This is a genomic window from Shewanella livingstonensis (assembly GCF_003855395.1).
GTDB lineage: Bacteria > Pseudomonadota > Gammaproteobacteria > Enterobacterales > Shewanellaceae > Shewanella > Shewanella livingstonensis.
The window spans coordinates 2,794,772-2,814,434 of sequence record NZ_CP034015.1 but is presented as its reverse complement, the minus strand read 5'-3'; the positions used below and the strand labels follow the sequence as shown (position 1 = coordinate 2,814,434).

Annotated in this window: 16 protein-coding genes; 6 read left to right on the top strand and 10 right to left on the bottom strand. The window is 40.4% G+C overall.

The features are described 5' to 3' along the window. Positions 1–47 precede the first annotated feature (47 nt). Together pyk and EGC82_RS12090 are read right to left on the bottom strand one after the other, a co-directional pair. Positions 48–1,487, bottom strand: a complete 1,440-nt coding sequence (gene pyk / locus EGC82_RS12095) for a pyruvate kinase (protein WP_124730988.1) — start codon at positions 1,485–1,487, stop codon at positions 48–50. Positions 1,488–1,923: 436 nt separating this feature from the next. Continuing rightward, complete coding sequence (locus tag EGC82_RS12090) at positions 1,924–2,778, bottom strand: MurR/RpiR family transcriptional regulator (RefSeq protein WP_059744860.1); 855 nt, start codon at positions 2,776–2,778, stop codon at positions 1,924–1,926. A gap of 337 nt (positions 2,779–3,115) precedes the next feature. Between EGC82_RS12090 and zwf the strand changes: the two genes are divergently transcribed. The 6 genes from zwf to EGC82_RS12060 all read left to right on the top strand — a co-directional run bounded on the left by zwf (position 3,116) and on the right by EGC82_RS12060 (position 9,540). Continuing rightward, positions 3,116–4,585 carry a glucose-6-phosphate dehydrogenase gene (gene zwf / locus EGC82_RS12085; protein ID WP_124730987.1) on the top strand — a complete coding sequence of 490 codons (1,470 nt, stop codon included), beginning with the start codon at positions 3,116–3,118 and terminating at the stop codon, positions 4,583–4,585. Between the two features lie 9 nt (positions 4,586–4,594). Beyond that, positions 4,595–5,293, top strand: coding sequence for a 6-phosphogluconolactonase (gene pgl, locus EGC82_RS12080; protein ID WP_124730986.1), 699 nt, complete (start codon positions 4,595–4,597; stop codon positions 5,291–5,293). An 11-nt stretch (positions 5,294–5,304) separates the two neighbouring features. Continuing rightward, entirely contained in the window at positions 5,305–7,131 is a 1,827-nt protein-coding gene (edd, locus tag EGC82_RS12075; RefSeq protein WP_124730985.1) for a phosphogluconate dehydratase, read from the top strand. A gap of 21 nt (positions 7,132–7,152) precedes the next feature. Then, positions 7,153–7,797, top strand: coding sequence for a bifunctional 4-hydroxy-2-oxoglutarate aldolase/2-dehydro-3-deoxy-phosphogluconate aldolase (locus EGC82_RS12070; protein WP_124730984.1), 645 nt, complete (start codon positions 7,153–7,155; stop codon positions 7,795–7,797). A 267-nt stretch (positions 7,798–8,064) separates the two neighbouring features. Beyond that, positions 8,065–8,577 (top strand): DUF1993 domain-containing protein, encoded by a 513-nt coding sequence (locus EGC82_RS12065; RefSeq protein ID WP_124730983.1) that lies wholly within the window; start codon positions 8,065–8,067, stop codon positions 8,575–8,577. Between the two features lie 267 nt (positions 8,578–8,844). After that, the gene (locus EGC82_RS12060) at positions 8,845–9,540 is read left to right on the top strand and encodes an aspartate/glutamate racemase family protein (RefSeq protein WP_124730982.1); all 696 of its coding nucleotides are present in this window, start codon (positions 8,845–8,847) and stop codon (positions 9,538–9,540) included. Positions 9,541–9,708: 168 nt separating this feature from the next. Here the strand turns inward: EGC82_RS12060 and adhE are convergent, their stop codons facing one another. The 8 genes from adhE to fldA form a co-directional block, all read right to left on the bottom strand. Further along, positions 9,709–12,306: a bifunctional acetaldehyde-CoA/alcohol dehydrogenase gene (gene adhE / locus EGC82_RS12055; protein WP_124730981.1), complete on the bottom strand. Its 2,598-nt coding sequence runs from the start codon at positions 12,304–12,306 to the stop codon at positions 9,709–9,711. A gap of 413 nt (positions 12,307–12,719) precedes the next feature. Continuing rightward, on the bottom strand, positions 12,720–14,096 hold the full coding sequence (locus EGC82_RS12050) for an anti-phage deoxyguanosine triphosphatase (RefSeq protein WP_415837686.1): 1,377 nt from the start codon (positions 14,094–14,096) through the stop codon (positions 12,720–12,722). A 9-nt stretch (positions 14,097–14,105) separates the two neighbouring features. Continuing rightward, entirely contained in the window at positions 14,106–14,693 is a 588-nt protein-coding gene (gene yfbR, locus EGC82_RS12045; protein WP_124730980.1) for a 5'-deoxynucleotidase, read from the bottom strand. Between the two features lie 112 nt (positions 14,694–14,805). Next, positions 14,806–16,020, bottom strand: a complete 1,215-nt coding sequence (locus EGC82_RS12040) for a pyridoxal phosphate-dependent aminotransferase (RefSeq protein WP_124730979.1) — start codon at positions 16,018–16,020, stop codon at positions 14,806–14,808. 277 nt (positions 16,021–16,297) lie between these two features. After that, positions 16,298–16,858, bottom strand: coding sequence for an elongation factor P (gene efp, locus EGC82_RS12035; RefSeq protein WP_124730978.1), 561 nt, complete (start codon positions 16,856–16,858; stop codon positions 16,298–16,300). A 49-nt stretch (positions 16,859–16,907) separates the two neighbouring features. Next, complete coding sequence (gene earP, locus EGC82_RS12030) at positions 16,908–18,104, bottom strand: elongation factor P maturation arginine rhamnosyltransferase EarP (RefSeq protein WP_124730977.1); 1,197 nt, start codon at positions 18,102–18,104, stop codon at positions 16,908–16,910. Between the two features lie 45 nt (positions 18,105–18,149). After that, the gene (locus EGC82_RS12025; RefSeq protein ID WP_124730976.1) at positions 18,150–19,022 is read right to left on the bottom strand and encodes a hypothetical protein; all 873 of its coding nucleotides are present in this window, start codon (positions 19,020–19,022) and stop codon (positions 18,150–18,152) included. A 75-nt stretch (positions 19,023–19,097) separates the two neighbouring features. Beyond that, positions 19,098–19,625, bottom strand: coding sequence for a flavodoxin FldA (fldA, locus tag EGC82_RS12020; protein WP_124730975.1), 528 nt, complete (start codon positions 19,623–19,625; stop codon positions 19,098–19,100). Positions 19,626–19,663: the final 38 nt, after the last annotated feature.

Below are 19,663 nucleotides of genomic sequence, written 5' to 3'. Positions count from 1 at the left end.
ATAAAGCTAATAGCGAGTCAATAATCCTTATTATGTATTAAACGTAATTAAGCAACGATTAATACTTTACATGTGTTAGTGCCACCAATAGTTTCCATTGCGTCACCTTTAGTCATCAGCACCATATCACCACTAACTAAATAACCACGGTTAACCATGCAATTTAATGCTTCTTTGGCTAATTCATCAGCAGGGTACGCTGTTGAGTCAAACTCAATTGGTTGTACACCGCGGTACATTGCCATACTGGCTAATGTTTTTTGATGACGTGATAATGCGAAAATCGGCAATCCAGAACTGATGCGAGACATTAATTTTGCTGTCGCGCCAGACTCTGTTAATGAAATAATCGCTTTAACGCCAGGTAAATGGTTAGCTGCATACATAGTAGAAAGTGCAATCGTTTCTTCAACTGAAGAGAAACGTTGATCCATACGATGCTTAGACACATTGACACTAGGGTGTAACTCTGCACCTAAACAAACGTTAGCCATTGCCATAACCGTTTCTTCAGGGAAGTCACCAGCAGCAGTTTCAGCTGAAAGCATTACCGCGTCTGTACCGTCTAATACTGCGTTAGCCACGTCCATCACTTCTGCACGTGTTGGCATCGGGCTTGAAATCATCGATTCCATCATTTGTGTTGCAGTGATTACTGCTTTGTTAAGTTGACGCGAGCGCTCAATTAAACGCTTTTGTACAGCAACAAGTGCAGCATCACCAATTTCAACACCTAAATCACCACGAGCAACCATGACAATATCAGAGGCACGGATAACATCGTCCATTGCTTCATCAGTTTCAACGGCTTCAGCACGTTCAACCTTGGCAACGATCAACGCATAGCTGCCGGCTTCTTGTGCAAGCTTACGTGCCAAATCTAAATCAGCACCTGTACGAGGAAACGATACGGCAAGGAAATCAACATCAATCAACGCAGCAGTCTTAATGTCTGCCATGTCTTTTTCAGTCAGGGCTGGAGCGGTTAATCCGCCGCCTTTTTTGTTGATACCTTTGTTATTTGACAACGGGCCTGCAACCGTGACGGTTGTAAAGACTCTATGGCCTTCAACACGGTCAACTCTTAACTGCACTCGGCCATCGTCAAGCATTAATATATCGCCAATAACAACATCATTAGGCAGTTGCTTGTAATCAATACCAACTTGCTTATGATCGCCTTCGCCTTTTGCTAAGTCAGCATCAAGGATAAAGCTATCACCTAAGTTAAGTTTGATTTTTTGGTTATCTTTAAAGGTAGAAATACGTATTTTAGGGCCTTGTAAATCACCCAAGATAGCAACGTGTTTACCCAATTCTTTAGCAATTCTACGTGTATCCGTAGCGCGCTTTAGATGATCTTCTGGTGAACCGTGTGAGAAGTTAAGTCTAACAACGTTAGCACCTGCTGCGATAATTTTACGTAAATTGTCATCGCGGTCAGTTGCTGGCCCAAGTGTAGTAACGATTTTAGTTCTGCGGAACATAAGATACTCCGTTAATGATAAGAAAGATTTTGTGTTAAATTGAATTAGGTTATTTAAAGTACTTTAGCAATCTGGGTACTTAAATGATGTCACTATATTAACAGACATTCTTAATAAATGTAGTAAAGTTACCAACAAAAAGATCGTTTTTAATGTGTGATTTATGTGACAGATTAGCGATTTTTACAATAAAAAAGGCCAAACAGATGAATCCGTTTGGCCTTATAAACAATTTACAATGGCACTAGATGATAATTCACCCGAAAAAACATAACTAAATTGTGTAATTATTTACCAGTTATTCTGTAAGCTTTGTGAAAAAACACGACATAGTAAGCTTATTGTCGTGCAAAATGAGTCATAATATTCAGTCTACAGATTTTTAAAAAAACAATATCTAATCCTAAATGATGTCTCCACTTAAGTACCCATCAATTTAGATGGTTAAATCCTTATTCACACGTGATTCTTTTAATACTTCTTTAACGCGTTTTAAATTATCACGGAAACGAGGGCCTCGGCGTAGGGTAAACCCTGTTGCCAATACATCGATGGTAACCAATTGCGCTAAGCGTGATGCCATGGGTAAATACATGTCAGTATCTTCAGGGACTTCCATGGTGACAGGCAAAGTACATTCAAAAGACAATGGTGAGTTACGGGCGGTAATACCAATCACTGCAGCGCCATTCTCACGAGCAATACGGGCTATTTCTATTAGCGATTTAGTCCGGCCAGTATGCGAAATCAACACAACTACGTCGCCTTCATTGCAGTTAATACAGCTCATGCGCTGCATTAACACATCATCGAAACATATTACTGGTACATTAAAACGGAAGAACTTGTTTTGCGCATCATGAGCGACAGATGCAGACGCACCAAGGCCAAAAAACGAAATCGTCTTAGCTTGAGTGAGAATATCAACCGCTTTATTTATTGCTGATGTATCTAAACTTTGGCGTGCAGTATCGAGTGATGCCATTGAAGATTCGAAGATTTTTGTTGTGTATGACTCTGGAGTGTCATCTTCTTCAACATGTCGACTAACATAAGGTGTACCGTTAGCAAGACTTTGAGCCAAATGTAACTTAAAATCAGGAAACCCCTTAGTGTCTAATCGGCGACAAAAACGGTTAACCGTTGGCTCACTAACATCAGCCATTTTGGCTAATGTGGCAATACTTGAATGTATAGCAGTTTGCGGTGAGGCTAATATGACTTCGGCAACTTTACGTTCCGATTTACTAAATTGGGTAAGGCTTTTTTGAACCTTTTCAAGGGTATTCATAAGCAAGCATCCGCTAGAAAGTAGCTAAAAGTAGGTGATGTAATTTTATATCATAACTTACAGGAATTACGTGATTTAAGTTATTTATTTACCTTTAACAGTAAACTGTAGTTATTTTTCAAGACACTGGTCACGGTTAAATGGTTCGCAAGCCTTGTTGTTGGTAGAAAATCATAGCAGATAATAGATACGCGTGACTAGGTTAACAACAATACAAAAAGTGCAAATTAAAGATGCAATATTCAAATTCTGTTGTTATATTACAACAAAAGTGTGTTTTTATTCATCGACCGAATTCGAACATGATACACACATACAAATAGGAGAGCTTTCAGCAATGGGCAAATCAATTGGAGCCAAGGCTTGCGACTTCGTACTTTTCGGTACTAAAGGCGATTTAGCTAGGCGTAAATTATTACCTTCTCTATATCAGTTAGACAAAGCAGAATTGCTTGATAAAGAAACCAAGGTAATCGGAGTCGCAAAAGACGCATTTACTCAAGAAGAGTTTGTTGCCCTGGTGACTAAAGCATTAAATACATTTGTTAAAGATGAACTTTGCCCAATCACGTTAGCGCGCTTCCTCAGTCGTTGTCATTATATCGGTACTAATTTTACAGATCCTGAAGGTTACAGTGCCTTCCACGATTTACTAGAACCAAGTAAACGCGTTATGGTGAACTACTTCGCTACACCTCCTTCGATTTTCGGTGCCATCTGCCGTTGTTTACACGCACAAGACCTTATTCAATCTGACACTCGTGTTGTGCTCGAAAAGCCAATTGGTACTGATTTAGAATCATCGCATGTAATTAATGACCAAGTGGCTGAGTTCTTTAACGAGAACCAGGTTTACCGTATAGACCATTACTTAGGTAAAGAAACGGTACAAAACCTGATTGCTTTGCGCTTTGCTAACTCATTGTTTGCCTCTAAATGGGATAACCGTACGATTGACCATGTACAGATCACCGTTGCTGAAGAAGTGGGTATTGAAGGTCGCTGGGGCTACTTTGATGGCGCAGGCCAAATGCGTGACATGATCCAAAACCATTTATTACAAGTGTTAACGTTGGTTGCGATGGATCCGCCAGTCAATTTAGACGCTGATAGTATTCGTGACGAAAAAGTAAAAGTACTTAAATCACTTCGTCCAATTAACCAAGACAATGTGTATGAAAATACCGTCCGTGGTCAATACAGTGCCGGTTTTTTAAAAGGTTCGCCTGTTCCTGGTTATCTCGAAGAAGAAGATGCCAATACACAATCGAACACCGAAACCTTTGTGGCACTTCGTGTTGATATTGATAATTGGCGTTGGGCTGGTGTGCCATTCTATTTACGAAGTGGCAAGCGTATGCCATTTAAAAGCAGCGAAATTGTGGTGTACTTTAAAAACCCACCGCATAATTTATACCGAGCAAGCTTGCGTAATCTTCCGCCAAACAAATTGACCATCCGTTTGCAACCTCATGAAGGGGTTGAAATTCAGATGATGAACAAAGTTCCTGGTCTTGAGCAAAAGCAGCGTCTACAAACAACCAAGCTCGATTTAAGCTTTAGTGACACTTTTAAAAACGAACGTATTGCCGATGCATATGAACGTTTGTTATTAGAAGCTATGTTAGGTAACCAAGCCCTATTTGTTCGTCGTGATGAAGTTGAACAAGCATGGAAATGGGTTGATGGAATTATTCAGTCATGGGAACAAAGCGGCGAAAAACCTAAGCCTTATCCTTGTGGTACATGGGGACCAGTGGCATCGGTTGCATTGATAACCAAAGATGGCCGTTCTTGGGACGAGTAGGGAGTTCACATGATTAAAGATACTGTATTTAAATTGTTCGATACCCCAGCTGATTTAGAAGCTAAGTTAGCAGATAAAGTTGCTAAGCAATTACAAGATGCTGTTGATACCCGAGGTAAAGCCAGTTTAGTGGTTTCTGGCGGTTCAACTCCATTGAAATTATTTGAGCTATTAAGCCATAAATTAGTTGATTGGAGTGACGTGTATGTCACTTTAGCTGATGAGCGTTGGGTTAATTCTGATGAAAAAGATTCAAACGAAAGACTGGTTCGCCAACATTTGTTGCAAAACCGTGCTGCTAGTGCCAAGTTTCGTGGCTTGAAAAATATGTTTGCAACCCCTGAAGCCGGTTGTGATATGACTAGTGAATCGTTAGCTAATTTTCCACGACCATTCGATGTGGTGATATTGGGTATGGGGACAGATGGACACACGTGTTCATGGTTCCCTTGCAGTGCAGAACTCGATAATGCATTAACTACTAAAGCTTTGTGTGTTGCAGTCAATCCGACTACGGCAGCGCATGCTCGTATCAGTTTGTCTAAAGATGCCATTTTAAATAGTCGTCAGATTTATTTGCATCTTGTCGGAGAATCAAAATTAACTGTTTATCATCAGGCTCTTGAGAATGATGATGTAACCCAAATGCCCATTAGAGCAGTATTAGCGCAGCGTAAAACGCCCGTTGATGTGTTCTATAGCGCGTAAGGAGTTTTACCATGCACTCAGTAGTACAAGCAGTCACCGATAGAATTATCGCTCGCAGCCAACAGTCTCGCTCTACCTACTTAACAGCGTTAAATGATGCCAAGGCCAAAGGTGTTCATCGTAGCGCATTAAGTTGTGGTAATTTAGCTCATGGTTTTGCCGCCTGTCAGCCAGCCGATAAAGATTCTTTACGCCAGCTAACTAAAGCCAATATTGGTATTGTCACCGCATTTAATGACATGTTATCAGCGCATCAACCGTACGAAACCTATCCAAATATGCTCAAGCAAGCGTGTATTGATGTGGGCAGTGTTGCGCAGGTTGCTGCCGGTGTACCTGCGATGTGTGACGGTGTGACTCAAGGTCAGCCAGGCATGGAATTAAGCTTGCTGAGTCGCGAAGTCATAGCAATGTCTACCGCGATAGGCTTATCTCACAATATGTTTGACGGTGCATTACTACTGGGTATTTGTGACAAAATTGTACCTGGTCTATTAATTGGTGCGTTAAGTTTTGGTCATTTACCAATGCTATTTGTGCCTGCGGGTCCAATGAAGTCTGGTATTCCGAATAAAGAAAAAGCCCGTGTTCGTCAACAATATGCCCAAGGGCAGGTAGATCGTGCTGCATTGCTTGAAGCGGAAGCTAAGTCATACCACAGTGCTGGTACGTGTACTTTTTATGGTACGGCAAACTCAAACCAGTTAATGCTTGAGATTATGGGGTTACAGCTTCCTGGTTCATCATTTGTCAATCCTGATGATCCGTTACGTGATGAATTAAGCAAGATGGCGGCTAAACAAGTTTGTCGTTTAACTTCAATGGGAACTCAGTACACACCCATTGGTGAAGTAGTATCTGAAAAGTCAGTGGTTAACGGTATTGTAGGCATTCTTGCAACAGGTGGTTCTACTAACCTAACCATGCACATTGTTGCCATTGCTCGCGCTGCTGGGATTATCATAAATTGGGATGATTTTTCTGATTTATCAGATTCAGTTCCATTATTAGCTCGTGTGTACCCAAATGGTCATGCCGATATTAATCACTTCCATGCAGCCGGTGGCATGGCGTTATTGACTAAAGAGTTACTTGATGGCGGCTTATTACACGAAGATGTTAATACCGTTGCAGGTTATGGCTTACGTCGTTATACCCAAGAACCTCGTTTGCTTGATGGCGAGCTTAAGTGGGTTGATGGTGTGACTGAGAGCTTAGACAATGAAGTATTAACCCACCTTGCGACTCCATTTCAAAATAATGGTGGCTTGAAATTGCTTAAAGGTAATTTAGGCCGTGCAGTGATTAAAGTCTCTGCTGTGCCTGACAATAATCGTGTGATTGAAGGTCCTGCGATTGTGATTGATGATCAAAATAAACTCGACGCATTATTCCAGGCTGGTGAGCTTGACAGAGATTGTGTTGTGGTTGTTAGAGGCCAGGGCCCTAAAGCTAACGGTATGCCTGAGCTTCATAAACTCACTCCATATTTAGGTACGCTTCAAGACAAAGGTTTTAAAGTTGCATTAGTAACTGACGGACGTATGTCAGGTGCCTCAGGCAAAGTACCCGCCGCGATTCATTTAACTCCAGAAGCGCTTGATGGTGGTTTGATTGCCAAAGTTGAAAATGGTGATGTCATTCGTGTTGATGCCACAACAGGTGAGTTAACCTTGTTTGTTGATGAAAAAACACTTGCAAGCAGAACCGCAGGATTAGTGGATTTACACCATTCAAGTTACGGCATGGGCCGTGAATTGTTTGGCGCATTACGCCGCAGTTTAAGCAGCCCTGAAACAGGTGCTCGCAGTACTAATGCGATTGATGAATTATATTAAAAATAAAAGGAAGTCGGTAATATGATTGAGCCTAATAACTGGTTGCTTCAACCACATGACGTGTTTAAACGCAGCCCAATAGTTCCGGTCATGGTCATTAATAAAATTGAACATGCTGTGCCTTTAGCGAAAGCCTTAGTGGCTGGCGGTATTAGTGTTTTAGAAGTTACTTTACGTACTCCTTGTGCGTTAGAAGCGATTGCTAAAATTGCTAAAGAAGTGCCAGAAGCTTTGGTGGGTGCTGGAACTATTTTAAATGAAACCCAGTTACAACAAGCTATTGATGCAGGTTCACAATTTATTATCACCCCAGGTGCAACGGTTGATCTGTTAAAAGCAGCTAAGAAAGGCACCGTGCCACTGATCCCTGGCGTTGCCAGTATTTCTGAGATCATGGTGGGTATGGAGTTGGGATACACTCACTTCAAGTTTTTCCCAGCTGAAGCTTCAGGTGGTGTTAATGCGCTTAAATCTTTCTCAGGCCCTCTGTCTGGTATTCGTTTCTGCCCAACGGGTGGTATTAGTCCTGCGACTTATAAAGACTACCTAGCATTATCGAATGTCGATTGTATTGGCGGTAGCTGGATTGCACCAACAGATGCAGTAGACAATGAAGAATGGGATCGCATTACCCAACTGTGTAAAGAAGCGCTCGCTGCACTGTAATCTCTTTATTGTGTGATAATTCAAAAACCAGCATCTGCTGGTTTTTTCATAAGCATTTACTGGGGTTTTATTATAAACCGTATACTGTTTAGCACATTGATGCCGATTACTAAAATATTCACTAATCACTATGATATGTGAGATAAACTTTTCCTAGCAGCACCATTCATTGTGATTCCATAAAATGATGATGAATGATTCAAACAAATTTATTGATGGTTTAAGTCGATAACAAAGCAAGTCCATTTATATTAAGAGGTATTCTCAATGCTTTATGATTTAACGGTTGTACAATTTAGTAAAATGCTTAATAACTTAAGTGCAATCCTTGTCAAAGGTGAAGGCTTTGCAGAAGCTAAAAAAGTTGAAATGTCGGTGCTACTTAATTCACGTTTAGCCCCAGATCAATTTAACTTAACTCGCCAAGTGCAAATTGCGTGCGATACAGCTAAATTAGCAGTAGCGCGTTTAACTGGCCAAGAAGATAGTGCGCCAAAACATGAAGATAATGAGACGACATTAGCGGAGCTACAAGCTCGTATCGCATCAGTTGTCGATTATTTAGCCACGTTTACAGCCGAAGACTTTACTGGTGCAGAAACTCGCAAAATTACTCATCGTCGTTGGGAAGATAAATATCTTACTGGGCGTGATTTTGCTTTGGAACATGCCATTCCTAATATTTATTTTCATGTGACAACTACCTATGCAATTTTGCGCCATAATGGTGTTGAAGTGGGTAAAAAAGATTACTTAGGTGCAATGCCATTTAAGTCGTAAACAACCAAACGTTTATGCATTGATAGCACCATTTTATGGCAACAATAAAGCCAGCATTAGCTGGTTTTTTGTTACCTGCTTAACATGAATCTACGACAGACAGGTAATCAATGTCAATCATGACACCTTAGGTCCATAAAGCGGTTAATGGACTCAAACCTGAAAATAACAATATGGATCCTCCATTAAGCTTATTATCCCATATTATGTTTCTATCATGATAATAATGACTTTATAGACCAATAGCATTTAGTGATCGGAGTGAGTATGAAAACAATCGGTATGATAGGTGGTATGAGTTGGGAGTCGACACTCAATTATTACAAAGCCATTAATCAAGGTGTTAAGTCTGCATTAGGTGGGCTGCATTCGGCCAAAATTTTTTTATACAGTGTCGATTTTGCTGAAATAGAAACCCTGCAACATAAAGGATTGTGGCACGATACTGCTATTCATTTAACCACAGCCGCGAAAGCGGTTGAAGCTGGCGGGGCAGACTTCTTATTGATTTGTACCAATACCATGCACAAAGTGGCTGATGAGATCCAAGCACAAATCTCTATCCCCATTTTACATATTGCCGATGCCACTGCTGAGGTGTTGTTAGCCGATGGGATCAGTAAAGTCGGCCTACTCGGCACGCGCTTTACCATGGAACAGGACTTTTATAAGCAGCGGATAAGCGATAACTATCCCATTGAAGTACTAGTACCTTCATCAGACGAGCAAACATTAATCCATGACGTGATATATCAAGAGTTATGTCTGGGCACGATTAATCCGCAATCACGGGAATGCTATCTTGGTATTATTGATAAATTATATGCACAAGGAGCTGAGGCGGTAATTTTAGGTTGTACTGAAATAGCCTTACTAGTGCAGCAGCAACATACCCATGTTCCTTTGTATGATACGACTCAAATACATGCCAATAAGGCCGTTATGCTGGCATTAGCTCAGTAGATAGTTTTCGAGATAATCAACAGATTGTAAACGACACTTTGCTCCGCTAGCAGTGTTGATTTGAAACAGACTCGTTTTTGGATGCATGTTTAAGACATAAAAAACGCCTTACAATATTGTAAGGCGTAATGTTAAAAGCTTACTGCTTACTGCTTACTATCGAATCGACTAGTCTTTATAAGCTCGGCCATAGAAGCTGTCCAATAACACCTGCTTAATTTCGCTGATCAATGGATAGCGAGGGTTCGCACCAGTACATTGATCATCAAAGGCATCTTCAGCAAGTAAATCCAGTTTTGCAATAAAGTCAGCTTCATTGACACCGGCTTCTTGAATTGATGCTGGAATACCAATGATTTTTTTAAGCTCTTCTATTTTCTCGATCAGTTTTTCAACTTTTTGCTGGTCTGTCTTACCACCTAGTCTTAAGTGATCTGCAATAGCGGCGTAACGACACAATGCTTTAGGGCGGTCGTATTGACTGAACGCAGCTTGCTTAGTTGGCATGTCTGTCGCGTTAAAGCGAATAACGTTAGAAATTAACAACGCATTGGCTAAACCGTGAGCTAAGTGAAACTCAGCACCAAGCTTGTGCGCCATTGAGTGACAAACCCCTAAAAAGGCATTGGCAAAGGCAATACCGGCTATTGTGGCACCGTTGTGGACCTTTTCTCGCGCTACAGGAGCCTTAGCGCCTAATTCATAAGCATCAGGCAAGTATTTAACTAATAAGTCGAGTGCTTGCAGTGCTTGGCCGTCACTGTATTCGTTTGCCATCACACTAACATATGCTTCTAACGCATGAGTTATTGCATCAATACCACCAAAAGCGGTTAATGATTTAGGCATATTCATCACAAGATTAGGATCAATAATGGCGATGTTAGGCGTGAGTTCATAATCGGCAATAGGGTATTTCTTACCGGTGACTTCATCGGTGACAACCGCAAAAGGGGTCACTTCAGATCCGGTACCCGATGTGGTTGGTATGGCAACCATTTTGGCTTTAAGGCCCATTTTAGGAAACTTATAAATGCGTTTACGGATATCCATGAATCGCAATGCCAAATCAGCAAAATCAACATCTGGATGCTCGTACATGACCCAAATAATTTTAGCCGCATCCATTGGTGAGCCACCGCCTAACGCAATGATGACATCAGGTTGGAAGCTTTGTGCCACTTTAGCACCTTGACGGACAATGGCTAAGGTTGGATCAGCCTCAACTTCATAAAACACTTCGGTTTCTAGACCCTGTGCTTTTAGAATTTTTAAGGTCTCATTACAGTAACCGTTATTAAATAAAAACTTATCCGTAATAATCAATGCACGTTTTTTGTCGCTCAATTCTTCTAATGCAATCGGTAAGCTACCACGGCGGAAGTAAATTGACGAAGGAAGCTTATGCCACAACATATTTTCAGCCCTCTTAGCGACCATTTTTTTATTGATTAAGTGGCTTGGTCCAACGTTTTCTGAAATTGAATTACCGCCCCAAGAACCACAACCTAGCGTTAATGAAGGGGCGAGTTTAAAGTTGTATAGGTCACCTATTCCCCCTTGAGATGCCGGCGTATTAATTAAAATACGGGCGGTTTTCATTCTAAAACCAAAGGCTTTAACGCGTTCATCTTGAGTGTCTTGATCGGTATACAAACCAGAAGTATGGCCAATGCCGCCTAAGGTGACTAAGGCTTCTGCTTTATCCATCGCTTCATTAAAATCTTTTGCTCTATACATCCCCAATAGTGGAGATAATTTCTCGTGGGCAAATGCTTCAGCATCATCAATATCTGTCACTTCACCAATAAGCACTTTAGTGTTGCTAGGCACTTCAAACCCTGCCATTGCAGCAATATCTACCGCACTTTGACCAACGATATCGGCATTAAGGCCGCCATTTTTAAGGATTACAGATTGCATTGCAGCTGTTTCAGCCTTAGATAAAATGTGACCACCGTAGTGAGCAAAACGTTCTTTCACTTGCTTATATATGCTGTCTACCACAATCACGGCTTGTTCTGATGCACACACAACGCCATTGTCGAAGGTTTTAGACATTAAAATAGAACTAACTGCGCGTTTGATATCAGCGGTTTCGTCAATCACGATGGGGGTATTACCGGCACCCACACCAATAGCAGGTTTGCCTGATGAATAGGCTGCTTTAACCATGCCTGGGCCACCAGTGGCTAAAATTAAGTTAACTTTTGCATGGGTCATTAACTGGTTAGACAAAGCAACACTCGGTTGATCTATCCAGCCAATAATGTCCTTAGGAGCACCAGCCGCTACTGCAGCATCTAATACGATTCTGGCCGCTGTTGTAGTTGAGTTTTTCGCTCTTGGGTGTGGCGAAAAGATAATGCCGTTACGGGTTTTTAAACTAATAAGCGCTTTAAAAATCGCCGTAGATGTTGGATTGGTTGTTGGCACAATACCGCAAATAATGCCGACAGGCTCAGCGATAGTAATTGTACCAAAGGTTAAATCTTCCGACAGAATACCGCAGGTTTTTTCATCTTTATACTTGTTATAAATGTATTCAGATGCGAAGTGGTTTTTAATCACTTTATCTTCTAATACACCCATACCTGTTTCTGTTACGGCCATTTTTGCTAATGGTATACGAGCATCTGCTGCAGCAAATGCCGCTGCTCTAAAAATGCTATCAACTTTTTCTTGGCTAAAAGTGGCAAACTCTGCTTGGGCCTTAGCAACGCGTTCTACTAATAGGTCAAGTTCTTGCGTATTGGTGACTGTCATAAAGGTGTCCTCTAAAAATATTCAACAAATTAGTTTTGTAAAACATTCTTTGTAAATAAAATACAGCTTACAGACTGTATATGCTGTGATGATGACCACAAAAGTGTAATTTTGGTAATTTTATTACAATATTGTGTTTTATACTTACTTTATACAACAACGATTAAACTTGGTATTTAACGTTTTTAAGCTTGTCTTTACACAATACCTTGAACTATTAGCATTAAATTATCATTAAGTGAAATACATGCGTTTATGCAACTTGAGTAAGTGAATTTAGATTGTGTCTGTTTAGCGCTAAAGTTTACAGTGAGGTAAAGGTTTGGGTTAGCTCTCCTTTATTTAACCCGTCAGCGCTTGGTTGTTATAGCCAAGCGCTTTTTTACCTTCCGCCAATGCACGATCAAAATGCATTATTGTTCACGGCTTAATTCCATAATGCCTGCCGCTTTTGAACCAAATAATTGCTGATGCAAACGACTTGCAAATCCATCGGTCATGCCAGAAATATAATCTGCAATAACCCGCATTGGATTATTATTATCATGACTCTCTACTAACCATCGCTCGCGTGTGTTTAGTGGCAGCAGCCGCTCAGGATCTGAGGCAAATGCTTCAAACAACTCCATGACAATCTGCTGACCTTTATATTCCAACATCTGGATTTCTGGCTTACGTATTACATACTTAAACACTAATTGTTTCAGTACATGCAAGGTCGCAGCAAAGTCGGGCTCTAACTCTGCATTATATTTTAATAGATCTTCTTCAAATTGTAGGTTGGCATTAATACCTATTGCCGTGACAAAACCATTGACTAAGGTGCCAATGGCATCTTTGCGTAAATGGTGTTCATGGGAGAAGAGTTTGTCACCTATTCGGGCTATTTCTGCTATTAACCATTGATCTTTTATCTCACTTAACGGTTCAACCACATCGCGCTGCCACTGATGCTGGTTAACAATCCCCATAACGATAGCATCCTCGAGATCGTGTACCGCATAAGCAATGTCATCTGCCAATTCCATAATCGAGCAATCAAATGACTTATAGCGCGTTTTTAAATGGGGATAATCAACGTGTGTCTGACTTTGTTCACTGCTAATAAATAACTGCCGATCAGATTCTGACAATGCAGCTAAGACCCAATCAATAATGGATTTGTCATCATCAAATAAACCTTTTACCGGTGGCCATTCTGAGGGTTTTAATTGGCGATGATTGACGATATCTGGTCGTTGTTGGTCAACAAACAATTGGCCATGCATTGCGGGGTATTTCATTACACCTAATAGCGTCCTGCGAGTCAGGTTCATTCCCCATGACAGTGTATAAGGCTCTAGGCGAGTCAAAATGCGAAAGGTTTGCCCATTACCTTCAAAGCCTCCATGGTTACGCATCATATAATTTAATGCAACTTCACCACCGTGGCCGAAAGGAGGGTGTCCAATATCGTGAGCTAAGCATATCGATTCGATTAGGCTCATGGAGTTAAGTAAGTACCTAAGCTCTGGGTATTTACGGCGTAACTGCGCGGTAATACCGGTACCAATTTGCGACACTTCTAATGAATGGGTCAAACGTGTGCGATAAAAGTCATTCATGCCAACACCAAGCACCTGGGTTTTGGCTTGAAGCCGTCGAAATGCCGCGGAATGTAGAATTCGAGCACGATCGCGCTGATAAGGACTGCGATGATCATTACGACGTTGTTTATCTTCACCAAGTAAACGTTGTTGCCAACTATCTTGATGTTCTGTGTTACTCGGCATGACGGTGTTATCAGGCATATAATCCCTTTATAGCATTTGATTAATTTCGTCTAAATTCAATGTAAAACTGGGTATAAAACAGTCTCGGAAATAACCTACAGCCGGGTTAGGGTTGTCATTTAATATTTGTTCTAAACGCTTGCTGGCGCTATTAAATTCGCTGTTACCAGATTTTTGTTCTTCTAAGCATTTTAAATATGCACATAAGGTATCGGCAGCTTTTACAATGGCTTTGTATTGTGGGTCAGCATCCTCACTGATAAACAGGCTGCGGTAATCTTCTCTAAACTCTTCTGGCACCATTTCCAGCATACGCTGTTCGGCTATGGCTTCGATTTTTTTATATTCGGCTTCAATTTCTTTATTAAAGTATTTCACTGGTGTAGGTAAATCACCGGTCAAAATTTCGCTAGCATCGTGGTAAATAGCAATGGTTGCAGCTTTATTAGCATCTAAGTGAGTAGCAAACTTTTTATTACTAATAATTACCAAAGCGTGGGCAACCATAGCCACTTGCAGTGAATGCTCTTGGACGTTTTCACGACGCACGTTGTGCATTAACGGCCAGCGTTGGATCAGTTTCATCCGCGATAAATGGGCAAATAAATGACTCATGAGACTCCTTACTGCGCTCAATAGTTTGTGTCAGCTTACAGGAGCTTATCGATAAAAAAAAGCGACTGTTCAGTCGCTTAGTATTTTGTGCCAGAGGTGTCGTGTCAATAAACTATTGACGATAATCTTCTAAGAAATCACCAAACTCGGTAAGGGCTTTGGCCAAATCTGCTTTATGAGGTAAAAATACCACTCGAAGGTGATCAGGCTCAGGCCAATTAAAAGCAGTTCCTTGTACTAATAGAATTTTTTTGGTTTTTAACAAATCGAGCACTAAGCGCTCATCATCACGTAAATTAAACTTTTTCATATCTAATTTCGGAAATGCATACAAGGCACCTTTAGGCTTTTTACAACTCACCCCAGGAATTTGATTAAGCAACTCGTAAACAGCATCACGTTGTATGGTTAAGCGACCATTGGGCAATATAAGCTCATTAATTGATTGGTATCCACCTAGTGCAGTTTGAATTGCATGTTGGTTTGGTACATTGGCACACAAACGCATCGAAGCCAGCATTTCAAGGCCTTCAATATAGCTTTTGGCGGCTTTTAAATTACCCGATAACATCATCCAACCAACACGAAACCCTGCAGCACGATACGCTTTAGATAAACCATTAAAGGTGATGGTTAAAATGTCATCAGACAAACTTGCTGCAGGAATGTGCTTCGCTTCGTCATAGAGAATTTTATCGTAGATTTCATCTGCAAATAAAATCAAATCGTGTTGACGGCATAGTTCAATAACCTCTAACAATAACTCTTTACTGTAAACGGCTCCAGTAGGATTGTTTGGATTAATTAATACGATGGCACGGGTGCGGCTGCTGATCTTACTTTTTATGTCGTCTAAATCAGGAAACCAATCGGCTTCTTCATCACAGCGATAATGTACTGCTTTACCGCCTGCAAGGTTTGCTGCTGCAGTCCATAACGGATAGTCAGGCGAGGGGATAAGGACTTCATCGTCAGTGTTAAGTAAGCCTTGCATAGCCATTACGATAAGTTCAGAAACACCATTACCGATATAGATGTCTTCAATATCAACACCAAAAATACCTTGCGCTTGATAATGCTGCACAATCGCTTTACGTGCAGAAAATAAGCCTTTTGATTCACAGTACCCTTGCGAACTCGGTAGGTTTAAAATGACGTCACGAACAATTTCTTCTGGTGCTTCAAATCCAAATGGGGCCGGGTTACCAATATTGAGTTTTAAAATGCGATGACCTTCGTCTTCTAAACGGCGGGCTTCTTTATGCACTGGTCCACGAATATCGTAGCAAACAGAGTCAAGTTTATTCGATTTGATAATGGGTCGCATACTACTCTCAATAACTAAATACGGCTTAAGTTAGCGAACCATAACGAATTTATTGGTGTTGTGAAAGGGGTAAATGCGCAAAATTAACAATAATATCAGTCAAAAACACTGTTTTTATAGGTAAGTTAGTCATTGCTTTAGTGTTTTACGCTGTTTATTGGGGGTTTTTCAGTGGTAATGTGGCGTTTAATAACAAAAAAGCCAGCACGTAGTGCTGGCTTTTACTGAGTTCACTTGTGTTATTACTATTTTACTAATAACTCAAATTAACTGGCGATTAAACGCGCTTCTTGAACTCGCCTGTACGAGTATCAATTTCAATCTTGTCACCCACTTTAACAAAGTCAGCAACAGTCACAGTACCACCACCAGTAATGGTAGCAGGCTTCATCACTTTACCTGAGGTATCACCACGAGCAGAAGGCTCTGTGTAGATGACTTCACGTACAATGTGAACTGGCAATTCAACTGAAATAGCTTTGCTTTCGTAGAAAGTCACTTGGCAAACGTCTTCCATGCCATCAATAATATAGTCAGCAGCATCACCTAAGTTGTCTGCTTCTACATCATATTGGTTATATTCTTCATCCATGAATACATACATAGGATCAGCAAAGTATGAGTAAGTACAATCAAGACGTTCTAAAATGATATCGTCTAATTTGTCTTCACCTTTAAAGGTTTGTTCAGTGCCAGAATCTAGCAATACGTTTTTTAATTTTAACTTAACGATTGCAGCGTTACGGCCAGAACGAGTTGTTTCAGTCTTCTGAACAACCCATGGGCTGCCATCTAACATGATCACGTTACCAGGACGGATTTCATGAGCAGTTTTCATTTCACTATTTCCTATATATTTAGATTTTTTTTATTTATAGAGCAGTATCTTAGCTATTGTTAACGAATTGAACGAGTCGACTCGCAAGATCTGCATCATTTAACGCGTTAATTGGCCATTTAATAGCATGTTGCATTAAAGGCAAACTAACAGAATTTAACTGTTGCCAGTGCATTACTACCGCGCTTAAATTCTCCTGATTGAAGGCCAAATTCACCTCAGACCAAGTGGTAGCAATTTCTGGAGCAAGATTATCGCAGTAAATTTGCATAAAAGCTTGTAATTTTACCAGGTGATAATCATCTTCTTGAGGATAAATGTGCCATATAAAGGGTTTTGCAGCCCATTGAGCACGTAAAAACGAATCTTCACCCCGCACAATATTAAAATCACAGCTCCATAGCAAGCGATCAAAGCCATTTTGATCGGTCATGGGTAATATATGTAGGGTTAAGTTACCCAGGGTAAATTGTTGACCGGGTATCAAATCGTCAATAGTACAAGGCAACAAATCTATTAAACTATGTAAACTGCGCCCTTTTGGTATAAGTGCATGAATCGGTGTTTGCGACGTTTGCCAAAGTTCACACAAAGCCGTTAATGCTCGGGTTTCATAGCTAAATACACTAATAACCGTATCTTGCGCATTAATACCTTGTAAGCCCAGTTGCTGAAACAAGGCTAATTTATGTCTAGGGTCTGCTTGCCACTGGTCGCGTTGGTTAAATAATTCACGCTCACAAATGAGTCCACCAGTTTTAGGGCTAAAACCAGGAAAGTAAAACCACTTTTTAACCCCATTAGGCTGGGTTGATGGCAGCCCATGGCATCCATCAACCCAGGCTTCTGCGCTCAAGTATTCAAGATTTAACCAAGTGGGGGCCTGAGTGTGTGGCTGTAGATGCAACCGTTCAATAATCGCTTTAACCTGTGATGGTAATTCACAAGCAAACGCTTCAATAATGGCATTGCCAGCATTGAATTGGATTTCTAAAGGGTTATTCCAATGAAAAATATTCACGCTATTAAAGCTTTGCTGCTTTTTGCTAGCATCAAGCTTAGGTAAAATATGGGAAAAACTGAGTAAATCATCAACCCATAAATTAATCGGTATGTCATATTCGTTAACCAACTGCTTAGCTAAACGCCATGTGACACCTATGTCACCATAATTATCCACAACGGTACAAAATATATCCCAATGCTTGACCACACCATTATTGTCGGGGGTAAAAACATTGTTCATAAATCTGGCCATATTGATTTATTCTTTTGTCTATTATAAATTTATTTAAGATATTCTTTTTTTGATACTGCATATAAGCCTGGCTAAGATTTTTGATGGTTCAAATTTAAGGTGCTGTAATCTTTGCTTGGTTTTATGCCAATATATTATTAACACTCTACGGTTTGTATAGCTCATCGTCGGTTGTTTATATGCGTCTCTAAAATAATAACTGAGTTTACGTCTCTCTTTAAGCCCACGATAGAAAGAGTTGTTATCGATAGTGCCGACTCTAAATTGTAATATAACATCAGATAACATATCTAAATGTTGAAGAGTGCGCGGGATACGATGCCCTACACCAAATATTTTCAATCGTGTGCCTCGTTGTTGATAGCGATCTACATGTAACTTATCGGGCAGTGAAAGCGGGTCATAAATAAAGGTTATAGGCGTTTTACATGTTCTGCCATCAAGAATGGCCATGTCTGAATTGATGCTGTCTTGTGCATTAATAACAATAGAATCCCATGGTGCAGTTTTTTTACAATATGTACTTTGAGGCATCATAAGTAAAACTTTACTTAACCCTAATCTATCGGCATGTAAACCTAGGGAAAATGCACCTAAACTTGAACCATAGCCAACTTTACTTGGAAATACGGTTATGGCTTGTTTGAGTTTATCGAGGAAAGATACGAAGGTTCTAGAGTCAAAGTAATTTCCTTCACCAATATGATTAAAAGCCACGATATTGAGCTTTCGTTTCGCAAAAAAATCAAAACTCCACACTGGCGCCGATATGACATCGTCATTATTCTTGATGCTTTGACATACTGGTGGAAACGTTATCATTAAAGGTTGGGAAATATCAAAAATATGATATTGCATTAGCACATTATCAATAATTTCTTTTACTTCAGTATTCAATTTTAACATTCATACCTATTCGAGCCGATGATAAGATAAAAAAAAGCGGCTAAATGCCGCTTTATTTAATGTGTTATGACTGAATTAATCTTCTAATTCTGCTAAACACATTTCTTCATAAATCTGTTTAACCCAGCCATCCACACGTTCGTCTGTGAGTTCTGGCTGACGATCTTCATCAATACCTAACCCGACAAAGTGCTTGTCGTCGGCCATGCCTTTAGAAGCTTCAAAGTTGTAGCTCTCAGATGGCCAATTACCAATAATAATACCACCGCGTGCTTCAACGATGTCACGGATCATGCCCATCGCGTCAAGGAAGTATTCCGCATAATCTTCTTGGTCACCACAACCAAAAATAGCGACTAATTTATCAGTAAAATCGATTTGCTCAAGCTCTGGGAAAAAGTCATCCCAGTCACACTGTGCTTCGCCGTAATACCATGTTGGAATACCAAACATAAGCAAATCATATTCAGCAATTTGCTCTTTGGTACTCTTAGCGATGTCTTTGACATCAAGCATGCTTTTACCCAGTTTTTTCTGGATCATTTTGGCTACAGCTTCGGTGTTGCCAGTGTCGCTACCGAAAAAAAGACCTACAGTTGCCATTGTCTATCCTTTAAATATCTAGTTCGCATTGTGCGATG

What these genes read in the sequence shown, in the direction of transcription:
- EGC82_RS12070 (WP_124730984.1), top strand. Translation starts at nt 7,153, where the DNA reads ATGATTGAGCCTAATAACTGGTTGCTTCAACCACATGACGTGTTTAAA.
- adhE (WP_124730981.1), bottom strand. Translation starts at nt 12,306, where the DNA reads ATGACAGTCACCAATACGCAAGAACTTGACCTATTAGTAGAACGCGTT.
- EGC82_RS12050 (WP_415837686.1), bottom strand. Translation starts at nt 14,096, where the DNA reads ATGCCTGATAACACCGTCATGCCGAGTAACACAGAACATCAAGATAGT.
- fldA (WP_124730975.1), bottom strand. Translation starts at nt 19,625, where the DNA reads ATGGCAACTGTAGGTCTTTTTTTCGGTAGCGACACTGGCAACACCGAA.
- pgl (WP_124730986.1), top strand. Translation starts at nt 4,595, where the DNA reads ATGATTAAAGATACTGTATTTAAATTGTTCGATACCCCAGCTGATTTA.
- zwf (WP_124730987.1), top strand. Translation starts at nt 3,116, where the DNA reads ATGGGCAAATCAATTGGAGCCAAGGCTTGCGACTTCGTACTTTTCGGT.
- EGC82_RS12040 (WP_124730979.1), bottom strand. Translation starts at nt 16,020, where the DNA reads ATGCGACCCATTATCAAATCGAATAAACTTGACTCTGTTTGCTACGAT.
- pyk (WP_124730988.1), bottom strand. Translation starts at nt 1,487, where the DNA reads ATGTTCCGCAGAACTAAAATCGTTACTACACTTGGGCCAGCAACTGAC.
- EGC82_RS12025 (WP_124730976.1), bottom strand. Translation starts at nt 19,022, where the DNA reads ATGTTAAAATTGAATACTGAAGTAAAAGAAATTATTGATAATGTGCTA.
- edd (WP_124730985.1), top strand. Translation starts at nt 5,305, where the DNA reads ATGCACTCAGTAGTACAAGCAGTCACCGATAGAATTATCGCTCGCAGC.
- efp (WP_124730978.1), bottom strand. Translation starts at nt 16,858, where the DNA reads ATGAAAACTGCTCATGAAATCCGTCCTGGTAACGTGATCATGTTAGAT.
- earP (WP_124730977.1), bottom strand. Translation starts at nt 18,104, where the DNA reads ATGAACAATGTTTTTACCCCCGACAATAATGGTGTGGTCAAGCATTGG.
- yfbR (WP_124730980.1), bottom strand. Translation starts at nt 14,693, where the DNA reads ATGAGTCATTTATTTGCCCATTTATCGCGGATGAAACTGATCCAACGC.
- EGC82_RS12060 (WP_124730982.1), top strand. Translation starts at nt 8,845, where the DNA reads ATGAAAACAATCGGTATGATAGGTGGTATGAGTTGGGAGTCGACACTC.
- EGC82_RS12090 (WP_059744860.1), bottom strand. Translation starts at nt 2,778, where the DNA reads ATGAATACCCTTGAAAAGGTTCAAAAAAGCCTTACCCAATTTAGTAAA.
- EGC82_RS12065 (WP_124730983.1), top strand. Translation starts at nt 8,065, where the DNA reads ATGCTTTATGATTTAACGGTTGTACAATTTAGTAAAATGCTTAATAAC.